The sequence below is a fragment of the Martinezella sp. CNPSo 3959 genome (genome assembly GCF_057784355.1).
In genome coordinates, this window is sequence record NZ_JBXSOV010000009.1 from 198,632 (window position 1) to 216,617 (window position 17,986).

15 protein-coding genes are annotated in these 17,986 nt (G+C 59.7%); 7 read left to right on the top strand and 8 right to left on the bottom strand.

Annotated elements, in window-relative coordinates; all coding sequences use genetic code 11:
* Nucleotides 1-3: 3 nt before the first annotated feature.
* The 6 genes from AC13RE_RS19715 to AC13RE_RS19740 form a co-directional block, all read right to left on the bottom strand.
* The gene (locus AC13RE_RS19715; protein WP_488564182.1) at nt 4-1,533 is read right to left on the bottom strand and encodes an FGGY-family carbohydrate kinase; all 1,530 of its coding nucleotides are present in this window, start codon (nt 1,531-1,533) and stop codon (nt 4-6) included.
* A 57-nt stretch (nt 1,534-1,590) separates the two neighbouring features.
* A complete protein-coding gene (locus tag AC13RE_RS19720) occupies nt 1,591-2,427 on the bottom strand; it encodes a DeoR/GlpR family DNA-binding transcription regulator (RefSeq protein WP_488486321.1) in 837 nt (278 codons plus the stop codon).
* A 176-nt stretch (nt 2,428-2,603) separates the two neighbouring features.
* Entirely contained in the window at nt 2,604-3,551 is a 948-nt protein-coding gene (locus AC13RE_RS19725; protein ID WP_015343135.1) for a D-ribose ABC transporter substrate-binding protein, read from the bottom strand.
* A 100-nt stretch (nt 3,552-3,651) separates the two neighbouring features.
* Nucleotides 3,652-4,704 carry an ABC transporter permease gene (locus tag AC13RE_RS19730; protein WP_488564183.1) on the bottom strand — a complete coding sequence of 351 codons (1,053 nt, stop codon included), beginning with the start codon at nt 4,702-4,704 and terminating at the stop codon, nt 3,652-3,654.
* Nucleotides 4,705-4,726: 22 nt separating this feature from the next.
* Nucleotides 4,727-6,271, bottom strand: coding sequence for a sugar ABC transporter ATP-binding protein (locus tag AC13RE_RS19735; RefSeq protein WP_488564184.1), 1,545 nt, complete (start codon nt 6,269-6,271; stop codon nt 4,727-4,729).
* Complete coding sequence (locus tag AC13RE_RS19740) at nt 6,268-6,924, bottom strand: DUF2291 domain-containing protein (protein ID WP_488564185.1); 657 nt, start codon at nt 6,922-6,924, stop codon at nt 6,268-6,270. The genes AC13RE_RS19735 and AC13RE_RS19740 overlap by 4 nt, the downstream gene beginning before the upstream one ends.
* 858 nt (nt 6,925-7,782) lie before the next feature.
* Between AC13RE_RS19740 and AC13RE_RS19745 the strand changes: the two genes are divergently transcribed.
* The 7 genes from AC13RE_RS19745 to derI all read left to right on the top strand — a co-directional run bounded on the left by AC13RE_RS19745 (nt 7,783) and on the right by derI (nt 15,078).
* Complete coding sequence (locus AC13RE_RS19745) at nt 7,783-9,333, top strand: FGGY family carbohydrate kinase (RefSeq protein ID WP_488564186.1); 1,551 nt, start codon at nt 7,783-7,785, stop codon at nt 9,331-9,333.
* A gap of 76 nt (nt 9,334-9,409) precedes the next feature.
* Nucleotides 9,410-10,921 (top strand): glycerol-3-phosphate dehydrogenase, encoded by a 1,512-nt coding sequence (locus tag AC13RE_RS19750; protein WP_488564187.1) that lies wholly within the window; start codon nt 9,410-9,412, stop codon nt 10,919-10,921.
* Between the two features lie 27 nt (nt 10,922-10,948).
* Nucleotides 10,949-11,881 carry a sugar phosphate isomerase/epimerase family protein gene (locus tag AC13RE_RS19755; protein ID WP_488564188.1) on the top strand — a complete coding sequence of 311 codons (933 nt, stop codon included), beginning with the start codon at nt 10,949-10,951 and terminating at the stop codon, nt 11,879-11,881.
* Between the two features lie 126 nt (nt 11,882-12,007).
* Entirely contained in the window at nt 12,008-12,952 is a 945-nt protein-coding gene (locus tag AC13RE_RS19760) for a sugar-binding transcriptional regulator (protein WP_488564189.1), read from the top strand.
* Between the two features lie 115 nt (nt 12,953-13,067).
* Nucleotides 13,068-13,844: a DeoR/GlpR family DNA-binding transcription regulator gene (locus AC13RE_RS19765; protein WP_132720122.1), complete on the top strand. Its 777-nt coding sequence runs from the start codon at nt 13,068-13,070 to the stop codon at nt 13,842-13,844.
* A complete protein-coding gene (locus AC13RE_RS19770) occupies nt 13,841-14,611 on the top strand; it encodes a triose-phosphate isomerase (protein WP_488564190.1) in 771 nt (256 codons plus the stop codon). Before AC13RE_RS19765 ends, AC13RE_RS19770 begins: the two co-directional genes overlap by 4 nt.
* An 11-nt stretch (nt 14,612-14,622) precedes the next feature.
* On the top strand, nt 14,623-15,078 hold the full coding sequence (gene derI, locus AC13RE_RS19775) for a D-erythrulose-4-phosphate isomerase (protein ID WP_488564191.1): 456 nt from the start codon (nt 14,623-14,625) through the stop codon (nt 15,076-15,078).
* Between the two features lie 138 nt (nt 15,079-15,216).
* On the opposite strand, the gene AC13RE_RS19780 is transcribed toward derI, so the two are convergent.
* Nucleotides 15,217-16,227: a polysaccharide pyruvyl transferase family protein gene (locus AC13RE_RS19780; RefSeq protein WP_488564192.1), complete on the bottom strand. Its 1,011-nt coding sequence runs from the start codon at nt 16,225-16,227 to the stop codon at nt 15,217-15,219.
* Between the two features lie 53 nt (nt 16,228-16,280).
* On the bottom strand, nt 16,281-17,765 hold the full coding sequence (locus AC13RE_RS19785; RefSeq protein ID WP_132720119.1) for a lipopolysaccharide biosynthesis protein: 1,485 nt from the start codon (nt 17,763-17,765) through the stop codon (nt 16,281-16,283).
* Between the last annotated feature and the right edge of the window lie 221 nt (nt 17,766-17,986).

Genomic DNA, 17,986 nt, shown 5'->3' on the forward strand with positions numbered 1-17,986 from the left:
GGTCTAGCCTTGGGAGTGCTGGGTTACGAGATTGCCGATCCGCGGCCAGAGCGGCGTCATTGCTTCGGCAATGTCGCGAAAGAGCTGATAGCGGATGCGGTAGTCTGCGCTGCGGGCGGGATCCGGAGAATAGGTTCTGGCGATCTTGCCGACATCGCGCGGGTCGCTTTGCGGGCTTGAATAGACGCCAATGCCGGCACCGGCGCAAAGGGCTGCCCCCCAGGCAGCGGCTTCATCGGTTTCCGTCACGGTAACGGGCATGCCGAGCACGTCGGCAAACATCTGCACGACAATCGGATTGCGCGAGACACCGCCTGCCAACCTTGCCTGATCGAAGGAAAAACCGGCACTTAGGGCATCGACGTGAATCTTGTGGTTGAAGGCGATGCCTTCCAGAACCGCGCGCAGCATGTCGCCGCGATCATGCCAGCCGCCAAGCCCGAAGAAGCTGGCGGTGGCTTCGGCACCATAGGGCGAACCGAACAGATAGGGATGGAACAGCGCGCTCGACGGTCGATTGAACGCTGCCTCAATCTCGGGACCGAGCATGGTATGAATGGACGTGCCGGCAGCTTCGGCGCCGGCAATGTCGCTGGCGCAAAGCGTATCCAGGAACCATTCGTAATTGGCTGACGATGCTGGCGAGATCGACATGTTGTTCCATTGGCCAGGCGCTATGGCATTGCGACAGAACCAGCGGCGATCGACGCTCGGTTTCGATGACAGCGTCTCGTTGATCGAATAGGTACCGGCGATGACGGCAACGACGCCGGAGGCATAACCGCCGGCGCCGAGGGCCGATGCGGTGACGTCATGCAGGCCGGCAACGACGGGGGTGCCCTCGGCAAGGCCGGTGCGCTTTGCGACGGCCTCGGTCACATATCCGACGATCTCATCGGATCGCGAGGCCGGCGGTAAGGCGCTGGTGATTTCATCGACACCAAAGAGCCTCAGTGCGTCCGGAGCGTAATCCTGGGTCGTGACATCGGTGAAGGAGGTGCTGGCCTCGGTGCGGTCGGTGCCGACAACGCCGGTCAGGCAGAAGCGCAGCCAGTCCTTGCAACTCAGGATATGGGCGATCTCAGCAAAGCGCTCCGCTTCGTTGGCTTTGATCCAGGCAAGCAAGGCCGATGGCGCCGAGACATGCGGCAATTGCCCGGTCAGCTTCAAGGATTCATCGGCAACAGGGCTCTTCAGCCATTGTTCGACGATCGAGCCGGCGCGGCTGTCGAGCGAGAGAATGGCGCGCCCGAGCGGTTTCTTTGCCTTGTCGAGCAGATAGATGCCATCGCCATGCGCGGTTGCGGCAATCGCCTGGATGTCGCTCGCGGGGCGGTTGCTGAGCTTGATTGCCTCGGCAATGGCGTCGGCCGTCTGGTTCCAGAGTTCGTCCATGTCGCGCTCGACATGGCGGGCCTTCGGCATGAATTGCGTTACACGGCGGCGGGCGACGGCAAGCGGCGTTCCGTCGATGTCGAAGATGACGGCTTTGGTGACGGTCAAGCCGCTGTCAATTCCGAGCAGACTCGGCATTCTCATTGCTCCCGATCGCAAACGAAGAGGGTAAGCCCTGGCGGCTCAGTCTCCGGATCATTCCTTGTCGCCGCCGGCGACGACGACATTGATATTCTTGCTGCGCATGCGTTCCAGATGGTCGGCAGGCGTCTTGCCGTCGACGATGACGACGTCGAATTCGCTCAAATGCGCAAAACTGTGCAGGGCCCGCCGTTCGAACTTGGTATGATCCATCAGCAGGATGCGCTTGGCGGCGCTTTCGAACATTGCACGCTTGATATCGACGATCTCGGGCGACTGATGGAACACCACGTCGTCGATGATGGCCGACATCGAGATGAAAGCGGCATCTGCCCGCAAGCGGTTGATCTCGTTGATCGTCATCCGCCCCATGAAGGCATTGCACCAATTATAATACTGCCCGCCGAGCGCCAGAAGCGTCACGTCATGCATATCCTTCAGCGCATTCATCAGCGTCAGCGAATTGGTGATCGCCGTCAGCGGAACCTTGGCTGGAAGCTGCGAGGCCATCTGCAGGACGGTGGTGGAATCGTCGAGGAAGATTGCCTGGCCAGGCTCGATGAATTGCATGGCGGCTGCGGCGATCATCTTCTTTTCGCTTGCCTGCCGATTGGCGCGATAGACGTCGCTCGATTCGATCAGGCTGGTGGCGGCGGCCGATACGATGCCGCGCGTCTTGCGAAACAGGCCTCGGCTGACCAGCTCATCGACATCGCGATGGGCCGTCATCAGGCTGATACCGAAACGCTCGGTCAGATCCTCGATGCGCATGGAACCCTCCGCCATCACGGCCTCGGCTATCATCTGGCGCCTGGCGATCTGACGCGAATGGCGGCTGTCGCTTGGCAGCTCGTCCTGCAGGAATGCTACGGGGCTTGTCTTGTCTGTCACTTTGGCCTCTGACGCTGAACCTTGCGGAGATCAGCTAACTGCAGCGAATATCGTAAAAAAATATGAAAGAACAATTCGCTATCAGGATTTCTGCAAGTTCTGTCTGATGTTCAGCCAGGATGCCGCTCATTGCGGCCAAGGGATGGGGACGCCGGTGTGCGGCGTCCCCAATGTCATTACTGGGCGAGAACGAAGGGTGCCGTGTACTTGTCGACATTGTCCTTGGTGATCAGGATGCAATCGAAAAGCTGCTTTTCGCTCTTGGCACCGGTCTTGCCGGTCTTGATGAAGCTGTCGGCCTGCTTGACGGCTTCCTCGGAGAAGATGGCAACCGGCTGCAGGACGGTGTACTGAAGCTCACCGGCCTTGATGGCGGCGACAGCGTCCGGCGAACCGTCGAAGCCGCCGACCTTGACGTTGGCGAGCTTGCCGGCTTCCTTCAATGCGGCAATTGCGCCAAGCGCCATTTCGTCATTGCCGGAGATCACGCCGGTGATGTCGGGGTGCGCCTGCAGCATGGACTGCATCTTGTTGTGGCCCTGGGTGCGGTCCCAGTTGGCAACTTCCTTGGCAACCTTCTTCAGGTCGGGATATTGCGTCAGAACGGTTTCATAGCCGTTCGAGCGGGTGGCGGCATTGTTGTCGGAGGGCGAGCCGAAGAGTTCGGCATAATTGCCCTTGTCGCCAACGGCTTCGACCCACTGCTGAGCGCCGATCGCCGCACCCTGAGCGTTGTTGGAGACGAGCTGAGCCTTGGCAAGGCCTTCCTGGTTGATTTCGGCATTGACGAGGAAGACCGGAATGCCGGCTGCAACGGCCTTCTTGACTGCACCGACCGAGCCGTCGGCATTGGCCGGATCGAGGATGATGGCGACCGACTTGTTGGTAATGGCCGTATCGATCAGGTTGCTTTCGGTGTTGGTATCGCCCTTGTGTGCGCCGACTGTTGCCGTATAGCCGAGCTTTTCAGCGGTTGCCTTGGCGATATTGCCTTCCGTCAGCCAATAGGGGTTGGACGGATCGTTGACGATGACGGTGATCTGGCCGGCGGCCCAGGCGGCCCCGGTCAGAAGCGGTGCCACAGCAACTGCTGCCATGACGATGCGCAAGCCTTTTTTGAACATTAGTCTCTCTCCCTTTGATGAGCTCTGGTGATGCCGGCGAACCGGCGGTCCTTTCTCCGGCCGGTGTTTTCGCCGGCCAGTGACAAGTTTCGGTGCGACGTCAGCCGGACTTGGTCCTGCGTCCGTACTGAATGCTGTTCATGAGCACGGCGAGCACGATGACTGCGCCGGTAAAGACCGTCTGCCAGTAGGCCGAGACGCCGATGATGACGAGGCCATCCGCCAGAAAGCCGATGACGAACGCGCCAAGCATGGTGCCGCGCACCGTGCCGCGGCCGCCGGTCAATGCGGCACCGCCAATGACGACGGCGGCAATTGCGGTCAACTCGTAGCTGGTGCCAGCGTTCGGACCGGCCGAGGTCAGCTGTGAGGACAGGACGAGGCCGGCCATGGCGGCACAAATGCCCGACAGGACATAGACAGCGATCTTGACCTGCTTGACAGGAACGCCGGAAAGATCGGCGGCGCGTTCGTTGCCGCCCGAGGCATAAAGCCAGCGGCCGAAGGCAGTGCGGCTGAGCACGATGCCACAGATGATCGCAAGCACGGCAAGGACGATGACGCCGATCGGAACGCCGGCGAGGCGATTGAAGCCCAGCCAGTTGAAACCGGTATTGCCGAGTTCGGCACGGCCGCCGAGATTGTTGTAGGTTAGGCCGTTGGTCATCAGCAATGCGATGCCGCGGGCGACATAGAGCACGCCCAGCGAGGCAACGAAGGCCGGAACCCGCAGGTAGGCGACGAGCACGCCGTTCACTGCACCGACCACGCCGCCGAGAATGCAGGTCAGCACGACGACGGCCCAGACCGGCGGATAGAGAATGACGCCGAAGCTCGAAAGCGTGACACCCTGCATCAGGAAGCCGGCAATGCAGCCGGCAAGGCCAAGCGTGGAGCCGACGGAAAGATCGATGCCGCCATTAAGGATGACCAGCAGCATACCGATGGCAAGGATGCCGAAAATCGCCACATGCGAGGCCATGGTCAGGAAGTTGCTGAGCGAGAAGTAATAGGGCGACAGGAAGGAGAAGACCGCGATGATGACGATCAGCGCAAAGAAGGCGCGTCCTTCCAGGATCAGCCGCACGAGACTGAAATTCCGCCGCTGTCCGTTGGAAACTGGCTTTTTATCTGTGATGTTCGTGACTGACATAATCAGTGCTCCATGAATGCGGCTAGTGCGCGACCACTGCTTCGCCCGAGGCGGCCATGATCTTTTCTTTGGTGACATCAGGACCGAATTCGGCAGAAATCCTGCCGCGGTGCATGACGATGATGCGATGGGCGATGCTCAGGCACTCGGCGACTTCCGACGTCGAATAGATCACCGCCAGACCCTCTTTGGCGCGCTCGGCGAGCAGCTTGAAGACCTCAGCCTTCGCGCCGATGTCGATGCCGCGGCTCGGCTCGTCGAGCAGGATCACGCGAGGTGCCGTCGCCAACATCTTGCCGATGACAACCTTCTGCTGGTTGCCGCCCGATAGCGAGCCGATTGCCGCGTCGCCGCCGTCGGTCTTGATATGAACCTTGCGGATGGAGTCGCTGACCAGCGATCGCTCGCGACCGCTTGAGGTGAAAAGACCCTTGGTAAAGGCGCCGATGCTGGCAAGCGACAGGTTCGAGCCGACGGTCATCGTCTGAACGAGACCGTCGCGCTGCCGGTCTTCGGGGACCAGCACCAAACCTTGCGCGATGCGTCCGGCGATGCTGAGACCACCGACATCCGTGTTGCCGAGGAGCACGCGGCCCCCGCTCGAGCGCAGCCGTCCCGCCACGCATTCGAGCAGTTCGGTACGGCCGGCGCCCATCAGGCCATAGATGCAGACGATTTCGCCGGCGCGGACATCAAGCGATAGGCGATCGACAGCATTATAGGCGGCGCCCGAAGGGCCTGGAACGGTGAGATTGTCGATCGTCAGCGCCACGTCGCCCATTCTGTGGCCGGTCGGCGGGCTGCCGAGGTCGAAATTGTCGCCGACCATGTTGCGCACGATCCATTCGAGATCGATGTCCTTGCGCTCGGCATAGGCGGTCATGTTGCCATCGCGCAGAACGACGGCGTGATGGGTGATCTGCAGCGCCTCTTCCAGGTGGTGCGAGATATAGACGATCGACACGCCGCGGTTCGTCAGGTCGCGAATGACCTTGAAGAGAACTTCGACCTCGCTGGCGCTGAGCGCCGAGGTCGGCTCATCCATGATCAGGATGCGGGAATTGACCGATAGAGCGCGAGCGATCTCGACGATCTGCTGCTGGCCGAGACGCAGATCCTCGACCGGTGTCATCGGATCGATATTTTCTTCGAGCTCCTCCATCAGCGCCCGGGTCTGGCGTTCTTCCTCGGCAAAATCGACCACGCCTCCCTTCATGATCTCGCGACCCATGAAGATGTTGTCACGGACGCTGAGGTTCGGCGCCAGGCTCAACTCCTGGTGGATGATGGAAATGCCGCAGGCGCGCGCATGCGTGGAGGAGGCGAAGGAAATGGGGGCGCCATCGAGGATGATCTCGCCCGATGTCGGCTGGATGACACCGGAGAGGATCTTCATCAGGGTGGATTTGCCGGCGCCATTTTCACCGAAGAGGGTGGTGACTTCGCCGCGGCGAATATCGAAATTGACACCCTTCAGCGCATGGACGCTGCCATAGGATTTGGCAACGTTGCGGGCGGCGAGAACGACTTCACCCGTGCTTGCGCCATTATGCTGGACCTGGCTCATTTCACATCGACCTTTACCGGGGTGACGAGCCAGTTCTTCGGATTGATGAGCTTGAAGACCCCGACGACCGTCGCCGTCTTGCCGGTCAGCTTTTCAGGATCCAGGCCGCCAAGGGTCGCCTTCTTCATCTCGTTGTTGATGGCGGAGCCCGCGTCCTGATATTCGATCTGGTTGGTGAATTGCCCGAATTCAATCTTGCCCGTGGCATCGCGAAGATCGGTGCCGTTGATGGCAGGACCCGTCTGGACACGAACGGTGATGCCGTCGGGCATGCCGTCCACCTTGAATTCGTTGAGGTTGGCCTTGCGCTCGCCGAAGGCGCCCGTCAAGGAGACCGGAAGGACCGGACCGGTCGTAGTCGCGACGCCATATTTCTCGCCGGCCGCCTTCTTGTCGGCGAGAACCGCGCTGGCGAGCGTCACCGCATCGACGGCGCGCTTTTCGACATCAGCCTGCACTTTTGGGAATTCGGCAGTGCCATAGGTATCCGGTTGGAAACCCTGTTCGCGCACGTCGTGTTCGGAGCCGATCTTGACGACCTTGGTATCGGCGGCGATGGCGCCGATCACGATCACAAAGGCGGCGATGCCGGCGACGATCTTCGCCTTGGAGCCGGTCGGCTTGGCAGTTGCGTATTGAGCTTGCGTATTCATGTTCAAACGACCTTGGGCATGTCAGCCGGATTGCCTGATGGAGAAAGGGAGAAAAGTGCCGCGATCCGGCTTAACGGAAGTCGGACTTCCGCACGTGGCGCGCAGTGCGTCGGCTTCGGGCTGCGCCGTCACCGAAAGGGAAATTCAACATCAGGAGCCTCCTCAGCATATAGGCGACTGTCTCCTCCAATCGCCCTCTTCACAGCTTTCGTATCTATGCGATATTTGTGATATAAGTATGTTAATAACCGCACTTCATATGTTATAAATCTTCCAGGCTGTCAACCGCGATTTAGTGCACTTTGTATTCGGTGGGCCTCTATGAGTTCCAGTGTTTCCTGTTTTTTCGCGCTTGAGCTTGCTGCTCTATTGGTGCTGTACGGACGTCCTGCGATCGGTGCCGCTTTAGTCGCCTTAACCACAGGGAAATTGCTTAAGTAATTAAAATAATTCGTAAATATGGAAACGCTGCACACATATTTTGCAACGTCTTACTAACCCTTTCTGAGAAGCTCCGTCCGTTACGTCAATTTTCTTCGATTGCAGTCGCCGCTCCCACTTGTGACGGCGCGGCGTTCATTCACATCTATTTTATATGAAAAAAATTACAACGCCAGAAAATTATTACTGCAGCCGCGATATCTTTGTGTTATGAGAACGGTATCTGGATGAATCGTGGATCCAATGTCTGTTAGGTAGCGCTTCATTCGTCATTCTGTCTGTGGAGTGGCAAATATAGCGACGACGAATGCGGACAAGCATAGCTTATGCCCTTGGTCGTAAGGGGAGGAATGAAAATGTTTGTGGTGTTTGCTTGCGCTCGTGTTGCAAGACGCGGAATGGTGGGGTCGGCGTCCAATGCCTAAGGCTGACGGGATCATCATCGGGATCGATGCGGGGACCTCTGTTTTGAAGGCGGTTGCCTTCGACCTAACCGGAAAGCAGATCGCTTCCGCTTCGGCGCGAAATCGCTACCGGACGGGTGAAGACGGATCGGTCACGCAGTCGCTCGGCCAGACCTGGGCGGACTGTGTCAGCGCATTGCGCGGGCTTGGGGAGAAGGTCGAAAATCTCGCCGCCCGGACGGCTGCGATCGCGGTTACGGGGCAGGGCGACGGCACCTGGCTTGTGGGTCCAGGCAATGCGCCCGTCGATGATGCCTGGCTTTGGCTTGATGGCCGCGCCGCATCGACGGTCACGCGTTTGAGCGCCCTAGAGGGTAACCGCGCCCGTTTCGAGGCGACCGGAACCGGTCTCAATACCTGTCAGCAGGGCGCGCAGCTCGCCCATATGGATCGCTTCATGCCTGAGCTTCTCGATCGGGCCGAGACGGCGCTGCATTGCAAGGACTGGCTCTATCTCAATCTGACAGGCATTCGCGCGACCGATCCATCCGAGGCGAGCTTCACCTTCGGTAATTTCCGCAATCGTCAGTATGATCCTGTTGTCATCGATGCGCTCGGCCTTGCCCGCCGGCGCACGCTTCTTCCCGAGATCGTCGATGGAACGGAGATCAGCCATCCCTTGACGGAAACAGCGGCAAAGGCCGCCGGTCTGCTGGCCGGAACGCCGGTATGTCTCGGCTATGTCGACATGGTGATGACCGCACTTGGCGCCGGAGTTCGCACCGGCGGCCAGAACGCGGCCTGCTCAACGATCGGATCGACGGGTGTGCATATGCGCGCAAAGGCCGTGCCGGATGTCCAGCTCAATGACGAGGGAACCGGTTATGTGATCGCTTTGCCGATCCCTGGTATCGTCACGCAGGTCCAGACCAACATGGGTGCGACCATCAATATCGACTGGATTCTGAAGATCGCGGCAGATCTGATGTCCGCAAGCGGGAGCGAGGTTTCCTATTCCGACCTCATTCCGCGCATCGACGCCTGGTTTGCCGAAGCGCGGCCGACGAACCTTCTTTATCATCCTTATATTTCCGAGGCCGGCGAGCGCGGTCCCTTCGTCAATGCCCATGCGCGTGCCGGCTTTACCGGGCTTTCGACGCGGCATGGATTTGCCGACATGCTGAGGGCTGTCGTCGAAGGGCTCGGCATGGCAACGCGCGATTGTTATGCCGCCATGGGCGACATGCCTTCGGAGCTGCGCATCACGGGAGGAGCTGCCCGGTCGCGCGCACTGCGGGGTTCTCTGTCGGCCGCCGTCAAGGCGCCGGTGCGCATTTCCGACCGCGAGGAGGCGGGGGCCGCAGGTGTGGCGATGATGGCCGCCGTCGCGATCGGCGCCTATCCGGACATGGACAGCTGCATTGCCGATTGGGTGACGCCGCTGCTCGGCGAAGCCGAAGCGCCGGATCAGGAAAATGTCGAGCGCTATGACCGCTTGTTCGACGCCTACAAGGACGTGCGCCAGGCGATTGCGCCGGCTTGGGACAAACTGGCCCAGCACTAGCCGTTATCGGGCCGGCGAGCGAGCGCGGCTTAAAAGATTGAATTGATGATGCCACAGGCATCCTTAGGAGCATGACATGATGGAACCGGAAATCTTTGATCTTTTCGTGATTGGCGGAGGCATCAATGGTGCCGGCATTGCCCGCGATGCGGCCGGCCGCGGCCTTTCGGTTATCATGTGCGAGAAAGGCGATCTCGCCGAGGGGACGTCTTCGCGCTCCGGCAAGCTCGTGCATGGCGGTTTGCGTTACCTCGAATATTATGAATTCCGCCTGGTGCGCGAGGCGCTGATCGAACGTGAGGTGCTGTTGAACTCGGCGAGCCACATCATCTGGCCGATGCGCTTCGTTCTTCCTCATAGCCCGACGGATCGTCCGGCCTGGCTGGTTCGTCTCGGTCTGTTTCTCTACGATCATCTCGGCGGCCGCAAGAAGCTGCCGGGCACCCGCTCGCTCGATCTGCACCGCGATCCGGAGGGAGCGCCGATCCTGGATCAATATTCCAAGGGTTTTGAATATTCCGACTGTTGGGTTGATGACGCCCGACTCGTTGTTCTCAACACTCTCGACGCTTCCGCCAAGGGTGCGCGGATCCTGACGCGCACTGCTTGCGTCAGCGCGCGCCGCGAGCAGGGTAACTGGCTCATTCAGATGCGCAGCGAGCGCTCCGGCGAGGTGCGGACGGTGCGCGCCCGCGTATTGGTCAATGCCGCCGGTCCCTGGGTCAACGACATTATTGGCCGTGTCGTCGGCTCGAACAGCCAGCGTAGCGTCCGGCTCGTCAAGGGCAGCCACATCATCGTTCCGAAATTCTGGGCCGGCCAGCAGGCCTATCTCGTGCAGAACCACGACAAGCGCGTCATCTTCATCAACCCTTACGAAGGCGACAAGGCACTGATCGGCACGACCGACATTCCCTACGAAGGCAAGCCGGAAGAGGTGAGGGCCGACGAGAAGGAAATCGATTACCTGATCACGGCGGTCAATCGCTACTTCAAGGAGAAGCTGCGCAGGTCTGATGTGCTTGAAAGCTTCTCCGGTGTGCGGCCGCTGTTCGACGACGGCAAGGGCAACCCGTCTGCTGTCACGCGTGACTACGTCTTCGATCTCGACGAGACCGGTGGCGCGCCGCTCCTGAGCGTCTTCGGCGGCAAGATCACGACCTTCCGCAAGCTCTCCGAGCACGCGATGCAGCGGCTTGCGAAATTCTTCCCGAAGATGGGTGGCGACTGGACGCGGAGTGCTGTTTTGCCGGGCGGCGAAATCCCCGATGCCGATTATGTCGCCTTTGCCGATACGCTGCGTGCGGCCTATCCCTGGATGCCGCGTGCGCTCGTGAATCACTACGGCCATCTCTATGGCGCCCGCACCAGGCAGATCGTCGGCAATGCCACGTCGCTGGCGGACCTCGGCCGGCATTTCGGCGGCTATCTCTATGAGGCCGAAGTCCGCTATCTCGTCGCCTCCGAATGGGCGCAGGCGGCCGACGACGTGCTGATGCGGCGTACCAAGGAAGGTCTGCACATGACAGCTGAGGAAAAGGCGGCCTTCGCCGCCTGGTTCGATGCCGAACTGGCGCTGGCCGCCTGAACCACCAGATCCTGCCGGAGAATACGCATGCCCTTGACGCTTTCACTCAACACCAACCCGCTTGTCAATCGCTTTGCCGAGCCGGCCGATTTGATCGAAACGGTCGCGCGTGATCTGCGCATCCGCGATCTGCAGCTGACGCACGAATTCATCAATCCGAGCTGGCAGGCGCCGGTCATTCGCCGGCTGACGCGGGATATGCAGGTGGCACTGAAGCGCACCGGCGTCCGCGTAACCTCAGGCATGACCGGCCCGTATGGCCGTCTCAATCATTTCGGCCATCCGGACAGGGATGTTCGCCGCTACTATATCGACTGGTTCAAGACTTTTGCCGATATCACCGCCGATCTCGGCGGTCATTCGGTCGGCACGCAGTTCGCGATCTTCACCTATAAGGATTATGACGATCCGGTCCGCCGCGCGGAATTGATCGAGATTGCGATCGATTGCTGGGGCGAGGTGGCCGAACATGCCCGGGCTGCCGGCCTCTCCTATATCTTCTGGGAGCCGATGAGCATCGGCCGCGAATTCGGCGAGACAATCGAGGCCTGCCTTTCCCTGCAGGACAGGCTGACCAAGGCGCCATTCGCCATTCCAATGTGGATGATGGCTGATATCGACCACGGCGATGTCACCTCGGCCAATACCGATGACTATGACCCTTACGCCTGGGCGCGCTCCGTGCCGAAAGTGTCTCCGATCATTCACATCAAGCAGAGCCTGATGGACAAAGGTGGACACCGCCCCTTCACGGCGGAGTTTAATGCCAAGGGTCGCATCCAGCCTGAACCTTTGCTCAAGGCTTTCGCGGAAGGTGGTGCCAAGGACAATGAGATCTGCCTGGAATTGTCGTTCAAGGAGCGTGAGCCCAACGATCGTCAGGTTATCGCTCAAATTGCCGAAAGTGTCGCCTTCTGGGCGCCTCATATCGACACGGGCGCTGGTGACTTGCATATCTAGCCGGTGGAGCGGCCGAGTCCCGATTCATCAGGTACCAAATTCTTTCGAGGAGGTGGCCGGATCGGACACTATGGCCGGAGAGAACAGGCGAGGGACTATGTGTAGAAAAATGAAGGGGAACGGACGATGACGGATGCAGATGCTTCGCTCGCCGTGCGGGCGGCCTGGTTGCACTATGCCGGCGGGCTGACTCAGTCCGAGGTGGCGAAACGTCTCGGCGTTCCCTCGGTGAAGGCGCACAGGCTGATCGCGCGCGCGGTTGCCGAAGGCGTCGTCAAGGTAACGATCGACGGCGATATCGTCGAATGTGTCGAGCTTGAAACGGAGCTTTCAGCGCGGTTCGGGCTGCAATATTGCGAGGTCGCACCCGATCTTGGCGAGGAAGGTTTCGAGTTTCGCGCACTCGGCCAGGCGGGTGCCGGCTTCCTGCGTCGTGAAATCGAGAGTGGCAACAATAAAGTCATCGGCCTCGGCCATGGCCGAACGCTCTCTTCCGCCGTCCATCACCTGTCGCGCGTCAGCGCCAAGGATTTGCGTTTTGTCTCGCTGCTCGGTGGCCTGACGCGAAACTATGCAGCCAACCCCTATGACGTGATGCACCGCATAGCCGAAAAGACCGGCATGCAGTCGCATGTCATGCCGGTGCCCTTCTTCGCCAATACGCGGGAAGACCGGGATGTGCTGCTTGCGCAGCGCGGCGTGAAGGAAGTCTTCGATCTTGCAAACGGTGCCGATCTCAAGCTTGTCGGTCTCGGCACCGTGGATACCGATGCGCAGCTCGTCTTGTCGGGCATGGTCGAGCCGAAGGAGATCAAGGAGATCACGGCGGCCGGCGGCGTCGGCGAAATTCTCGGCCATTTCTTCGATGGCGACGGCAATATTCTTGAGACGACGCTGACCTCGCGCACATTGTCTGCCTCCCTGCCGCGCTTCAAGGGCGAGCGGCTGGTCGCGCTCTCGGGCGGATTGCCGAAGGTCGAGGCCATCCGCGCCGTCCTCAAGAGCCACTGTCTCTACGGTTTGATAACGGATGAGAAAACGGCGCGGGCACTCCTAAAGGATGAGGTGTGATGCTGCGGCATAAAACAGAAATTCATCTCAATATAACAGAAGAAATGTTGATTTGTGAGATTTTGATGTTATATCTCCTTTAAGATCCATTTCGAGCCAAAGGCCGGAGTGCAAGGTGAAACGCGAAGAGCGCCAGCAATCGATCATCAATCTGCTCATCGAACACAAGACCGTCGATCTCGACGATCTCGCTGACCGCTTTGTTGTGTCCAAGATGACTATCCACCGCGATCTCGATGATCTCGAACAGGCCGGCGTGTTGCGCAAGGTCCGAGGCGGTGCGACGATCGATGCCGGCACGCAGTTCGAAAGCGATTTCCGTTTTCGCGAGCGCCAGGGTCATGACGAGAAGCTCGCCATGGCGCGCACGGCGCTGGAACTGGTCGAGCCCGGCATGACAGTCATGATCAACGATGGGTCGATGGCGGCAGTTTTGGGCGAGATGCTGCTGCAGAAGCGGCCGTTGACGCTGATCACCAACAATGCCGCAATCATCGATCGGATGAAGAACGAAAGCGGCATCACCTTGATAGCGCTCGGCGGCATCTATTCCGCCAAGTTCAACGCGTATTTAGGTGTCGTTACCGAGGAGGCGTTGTCGCGGCTGCGGGCCGATATCGCCTTCCTGTCGACGCCGGCCGTTTCCGGCAAGCTTGCCTATCACATGGACGATAACGTCGTGCGCACTAAGCGGGCGATGATCGCATCGGCTGCCAGGAGCTGCCTGCTTGTCAGTCATCAGCGCATCGGCCATACCGCACTGCACGTAATGGCAGCTCTGACCGATTTCGATGCCGTAATCACCGATCACGCGCCTGATGCCGACATCCTCGAGCAATTTCGCCGCGACGGCATCGCTCTTACCATCGCCTCGAACCAGGATATGCCATGACAGAGAAGCTTCGCTATTGGATCGGCACGAGCTGGAAGATGAACAAGACGCTTGCCGAGGCCCGCGCCTTCGCCGAGGCCTTGTGTGCCGCCGATGTTCTTCGGGATCCTCGCATCCAGCGCTTTGTCATTCCACCCTTCACGGCCGTGCGCGAGGTCAAGTCGATCCTGTCGGAAAGCTCCGTCAAGGTGGGCGCCCAGAACATGCATTGGGCCGACCAGGGTGCGTGGACGGGGGAAATCTCGCCGTTGATGTTGAAGGATTGCCATCTCGATATCGTCGAGCTCGGCCATTCGGAGCGTCGCGAGTATTTTGGCGAGACCAACGAAACCGTCGGCCTCAAGACAGAGGCGGCCGTCCGTCATGGCTTGATCCCGTTGATTTGCACCGGCGAAACGCTGGCTGATCGTGAAAGCGGCCGTGCAACGGAGATCCTCAGCGAGCAGGTCGTCGGCGCTCTGTCGAAACTCTCGGGCGTGCAGAAACAGGCCGAGATCCTGCTCGCATACGAACCGGTATGGGCGATCGGGGAAAAGGGCATTCCAGCCGAGCCATCCTATGCCGACGCGCGCCAGGCCGAAATCATTACGGTCGCGCAAAAGGTGCTCGGTCGCAAAATTCCGTGCCTCTACGGCGGATCGGTCAATCCGCAAAACTGTGAGGAACTTATATCCTGCCCGAATGTAGACGGGCTCTTCATCGGCCGCTCCGCCTGGAACGTCGAGGGCTATCTCGACATTCTCGCCAAGTGCGCCGCCAAACTCTGAGGAGACATATCATGAAGCTTGCTATTGCTGGAGACAGCGCCGGTGAAGGCCTCGCCAAGGTTCTCGCCGATCATCTGAAGGAGCGTTTCGAGGTGTACGAAGTATCGCGCACTGACGAAGGGCCTGATGCGTTTTACGCCGACCTCGCCGACCGCGTTGCCTCCGGCGTCATCGACGGCACCTATGATAAGGCGATCCTCGTCTGCGGCACCGGCATCGGCGTCTGTATCTCGGCCAACAAGGTGCCGGGTATTCGCGCTGCTCTGACCCATGACACCTATTCGGCGGAGCGCGCGGCGCTCTCGAACAATGCCCAGATCATCACCATGGGTGCCCGCGTCATCGGCACTGAGCTCGCCAAGGCGATCGCTGATGCCTTCCTGGTGCAAACGTTTGACGAGAATGGCCGCTCGGCCGGCAACGTCAAGGCTATCAACGAGGTCGATGCGAAGTACAACGCCCGTTAAGAGCGATTTTGGGAAAGGGCAGGCGGTTTGTCTGCGCTGCCCGGATGGTTGCCTCCCAGGCTGGATCGAGCCAATATCAGGCGAAGGCACGTGAAGCGCCTTCGCCTGATTATTTTTGTAGGCCTACGACGCGGCCTGTCAGGCAGCGGGGGCCAATGGCTGTGTCGCCTGGTGGCGTGCCCAAGCGATACCGTCATCGAGCGAGGTCGCGCGGTAGGCAAGATCGGTGCCGCCGGAGAATGCCGCCATGAACCGACGTATCTTGCCATAGCTGTTGTCCAGCACCGCATGCGGCCGTCCAAGCAGGATCGAGCAGATATGGACATGCAGACGGTCCGTGACGATCGCCTGGCCGCGGGAAATCTGGCGTATGCCGCGTCTAAGACGATTATGTGCCGCTGCGTCGAGCTTGCGCAACCTTATTTCCGCCGGTTTGAGAGCCATGAGAGCCGTTGCCGCGCCGATCGCCTTGGAGATGCGCACTCGCTTGGCGGATTCGGTCGTCCAGTCCTCTTTCGGAATATCGGGATAGGCGGAGAGATTGGCCTCGCCCACCTTCTCAAGATCGGATCTCAACATGGCAAGCACGGGAAATTCCGGGGCCTCCGGCCGGATTGGGCCAATGCTGAAGGCCATGTCCGGGCAAAGGCGCACCTCGCAATCGAAGTGCTTATGAGCAAACTCTTTCGATTCCTCGTCGCGCACCAGCAATACGAAATGCTTGTGACGTCCGATGACGCGGGCGCTTTCCTCTATGCGTGCCTGCGATTTGTAATGGATGGATTGCGGGAACTGGATTACCTGCCGATTGGGAAATCGCTCCAGAACCCGTTCACGGAAGTCCTGATGCGCATCCCATATGTCGCCGAAATTGCCGCCGCCATGAATGAAGATTGGGCCGGTCGGCATAGTGCGCTCGAGTTGCTCGGGCGAGAAATCGTCGATGCGCGAGACATAGGCCGGGCGCTTGCCGTATCGCCTGTTGAGATAAGCCATTTCACCGAGCCAAATGGCGGAGTCGCCGCAGTTGCGGATGTCGGGAAAGTCGAGGATCGCCAGAGGTTCATCATTGCTGATGTAATCCTTTAGGCAATCGTGGATCATATTGTCCAGTTTGGCGATCAGCTGTTGATTTGCTGGTAATGTCATTTCCCCATTCCCCCATTCAGATGACAATCGGTCCGGCCGGTATCGGCCGCGCTTCAGGCAGGCCGAAGTCTCGGCAGCACCTTGCCGAGTATGTTTCGGACCTCCGTTTCCGGGCCGGCCGGCCGCTTCATCAGCGTCCACAGCAGGAGCGTCGAACCGCAATAGAGCAGGCCGCCGAGCAGGATCAGGATTGCGAGATGCGTCACGAGCACGAACTTGTCGTCCGTGTAGGCAAGATGGCTCGAGGCGAGCGAGACGCCCGCTGCCATGATGGCGACGCTTGCGAGTGCCCGAAGGTTCACCGACAATTGCTTTGCAACGGTAATGCCGGTGAAGCGTCGCACGAGCATCATGTTGACGGCCGTGCTGAAAAGGCCCGTGAAGACGCGCCCAGCAATGACCCCTGGAAGGCCATAGAGCATCAGGCCGCCGATCATGATCGGTACGCGCAGGCAGAACATCTGCGTGTCCCGGACGAAGAGCACGCGCGTCTCGCCCTTTGCCATGCCGAGCGGCTGTACGAGCGAGCCCAGCGTCTGCAATGCAAAGACCGAAGCAAGCGACTGGATGATGAAGATGACTGGCGCCCATTTATCGCCGAGCGCCAGCCTGACCAGCGGATCGGCCGTCACGGCAACGCCGATCCCGGCTGGAAGGGCGACTGCCGCGACCAGCGCCTGTACGCGCTGATAGGCGGCGGCTAACCGGCCGGGATCGTTGTGAATACCGGCAAACGCCGGATAGATCGTCTGCGTGAGCGGAGCGGTCGCCTCCCGCGTTGGCATCATGGCGAGGTTGCTGCCGACCGAATAATAGCCGAGCTGGATGCCGCCGAGCATCTTGCCGACAAGCAGGTAATCGAAACGCCAGTTGAGCGTGCTGACGATCTGGCCGGCGGTCAGCCAGGCGGAGAAGGAGAAGAACTCCCGCATGTGCTGGAAGGTGATCCTGGGGCGGAAGGGCAGCACGAGATAGGAGACGATGACATTCGTCGCCTGGCTGATCAGCGTGCCCACGATCAGCGCCCAATAGCTTTGATAGATGATGGCGATTGCAACGGAGGCGACGAAGCCGGCGAATTTCTGCGAGACCGCAAGCACGAACTCCTGCCAGAAGATCAGATCACGTTGCAGCATGATGCGGCGCGGATTCGTCAGACCACCAAGCAGCATGCTGATGCCGAGAGCGAACATGACGCCCGCCAGTCTAGGCTCATTGAAAAGGGCCGCCGCCGGATAGGCAAAGATCGCAAACAGGATGCAGATCGCCAGCCCGCGCGCGGCATTCAGCGTCCAGGCAGCACTGAAATGGGATTCGTCCGGTGCGGCATGACGGATCAGCGCCTCCGAAAGGGAAAGTTCGGTAATGGTCGTGACGATCATCAATATCGTCATGCCAAGGGCGACGACGCCAAAATCGGCGGGCGCCAGATAGCGGGCCAATACGAAGGTGCTGAGCGTTGCAAGTCCGTTCACGATGGTCCGGGACAGGCTTAGCCACATGCTTCCTTTGACGAGCCGTCCAGTGATGCTGCTCATGCGATACCGAAGTCCCACTGCGCTATGATGCGACCTCTTAACCGCACGAATATTCCTTGCCGTAACAGCGTCTTAGCTGCTGCAACGGCTGCACAGGATTATGCAGGATCATATGGTCGCTATGGATGGGGCGGACCCCGGCGTATGACCGGGAACTAGTTCAGCGATTCCTTAAGTCAACATTCAAAATTCATTTTCACATCAGTTTTAATTCATTTTCG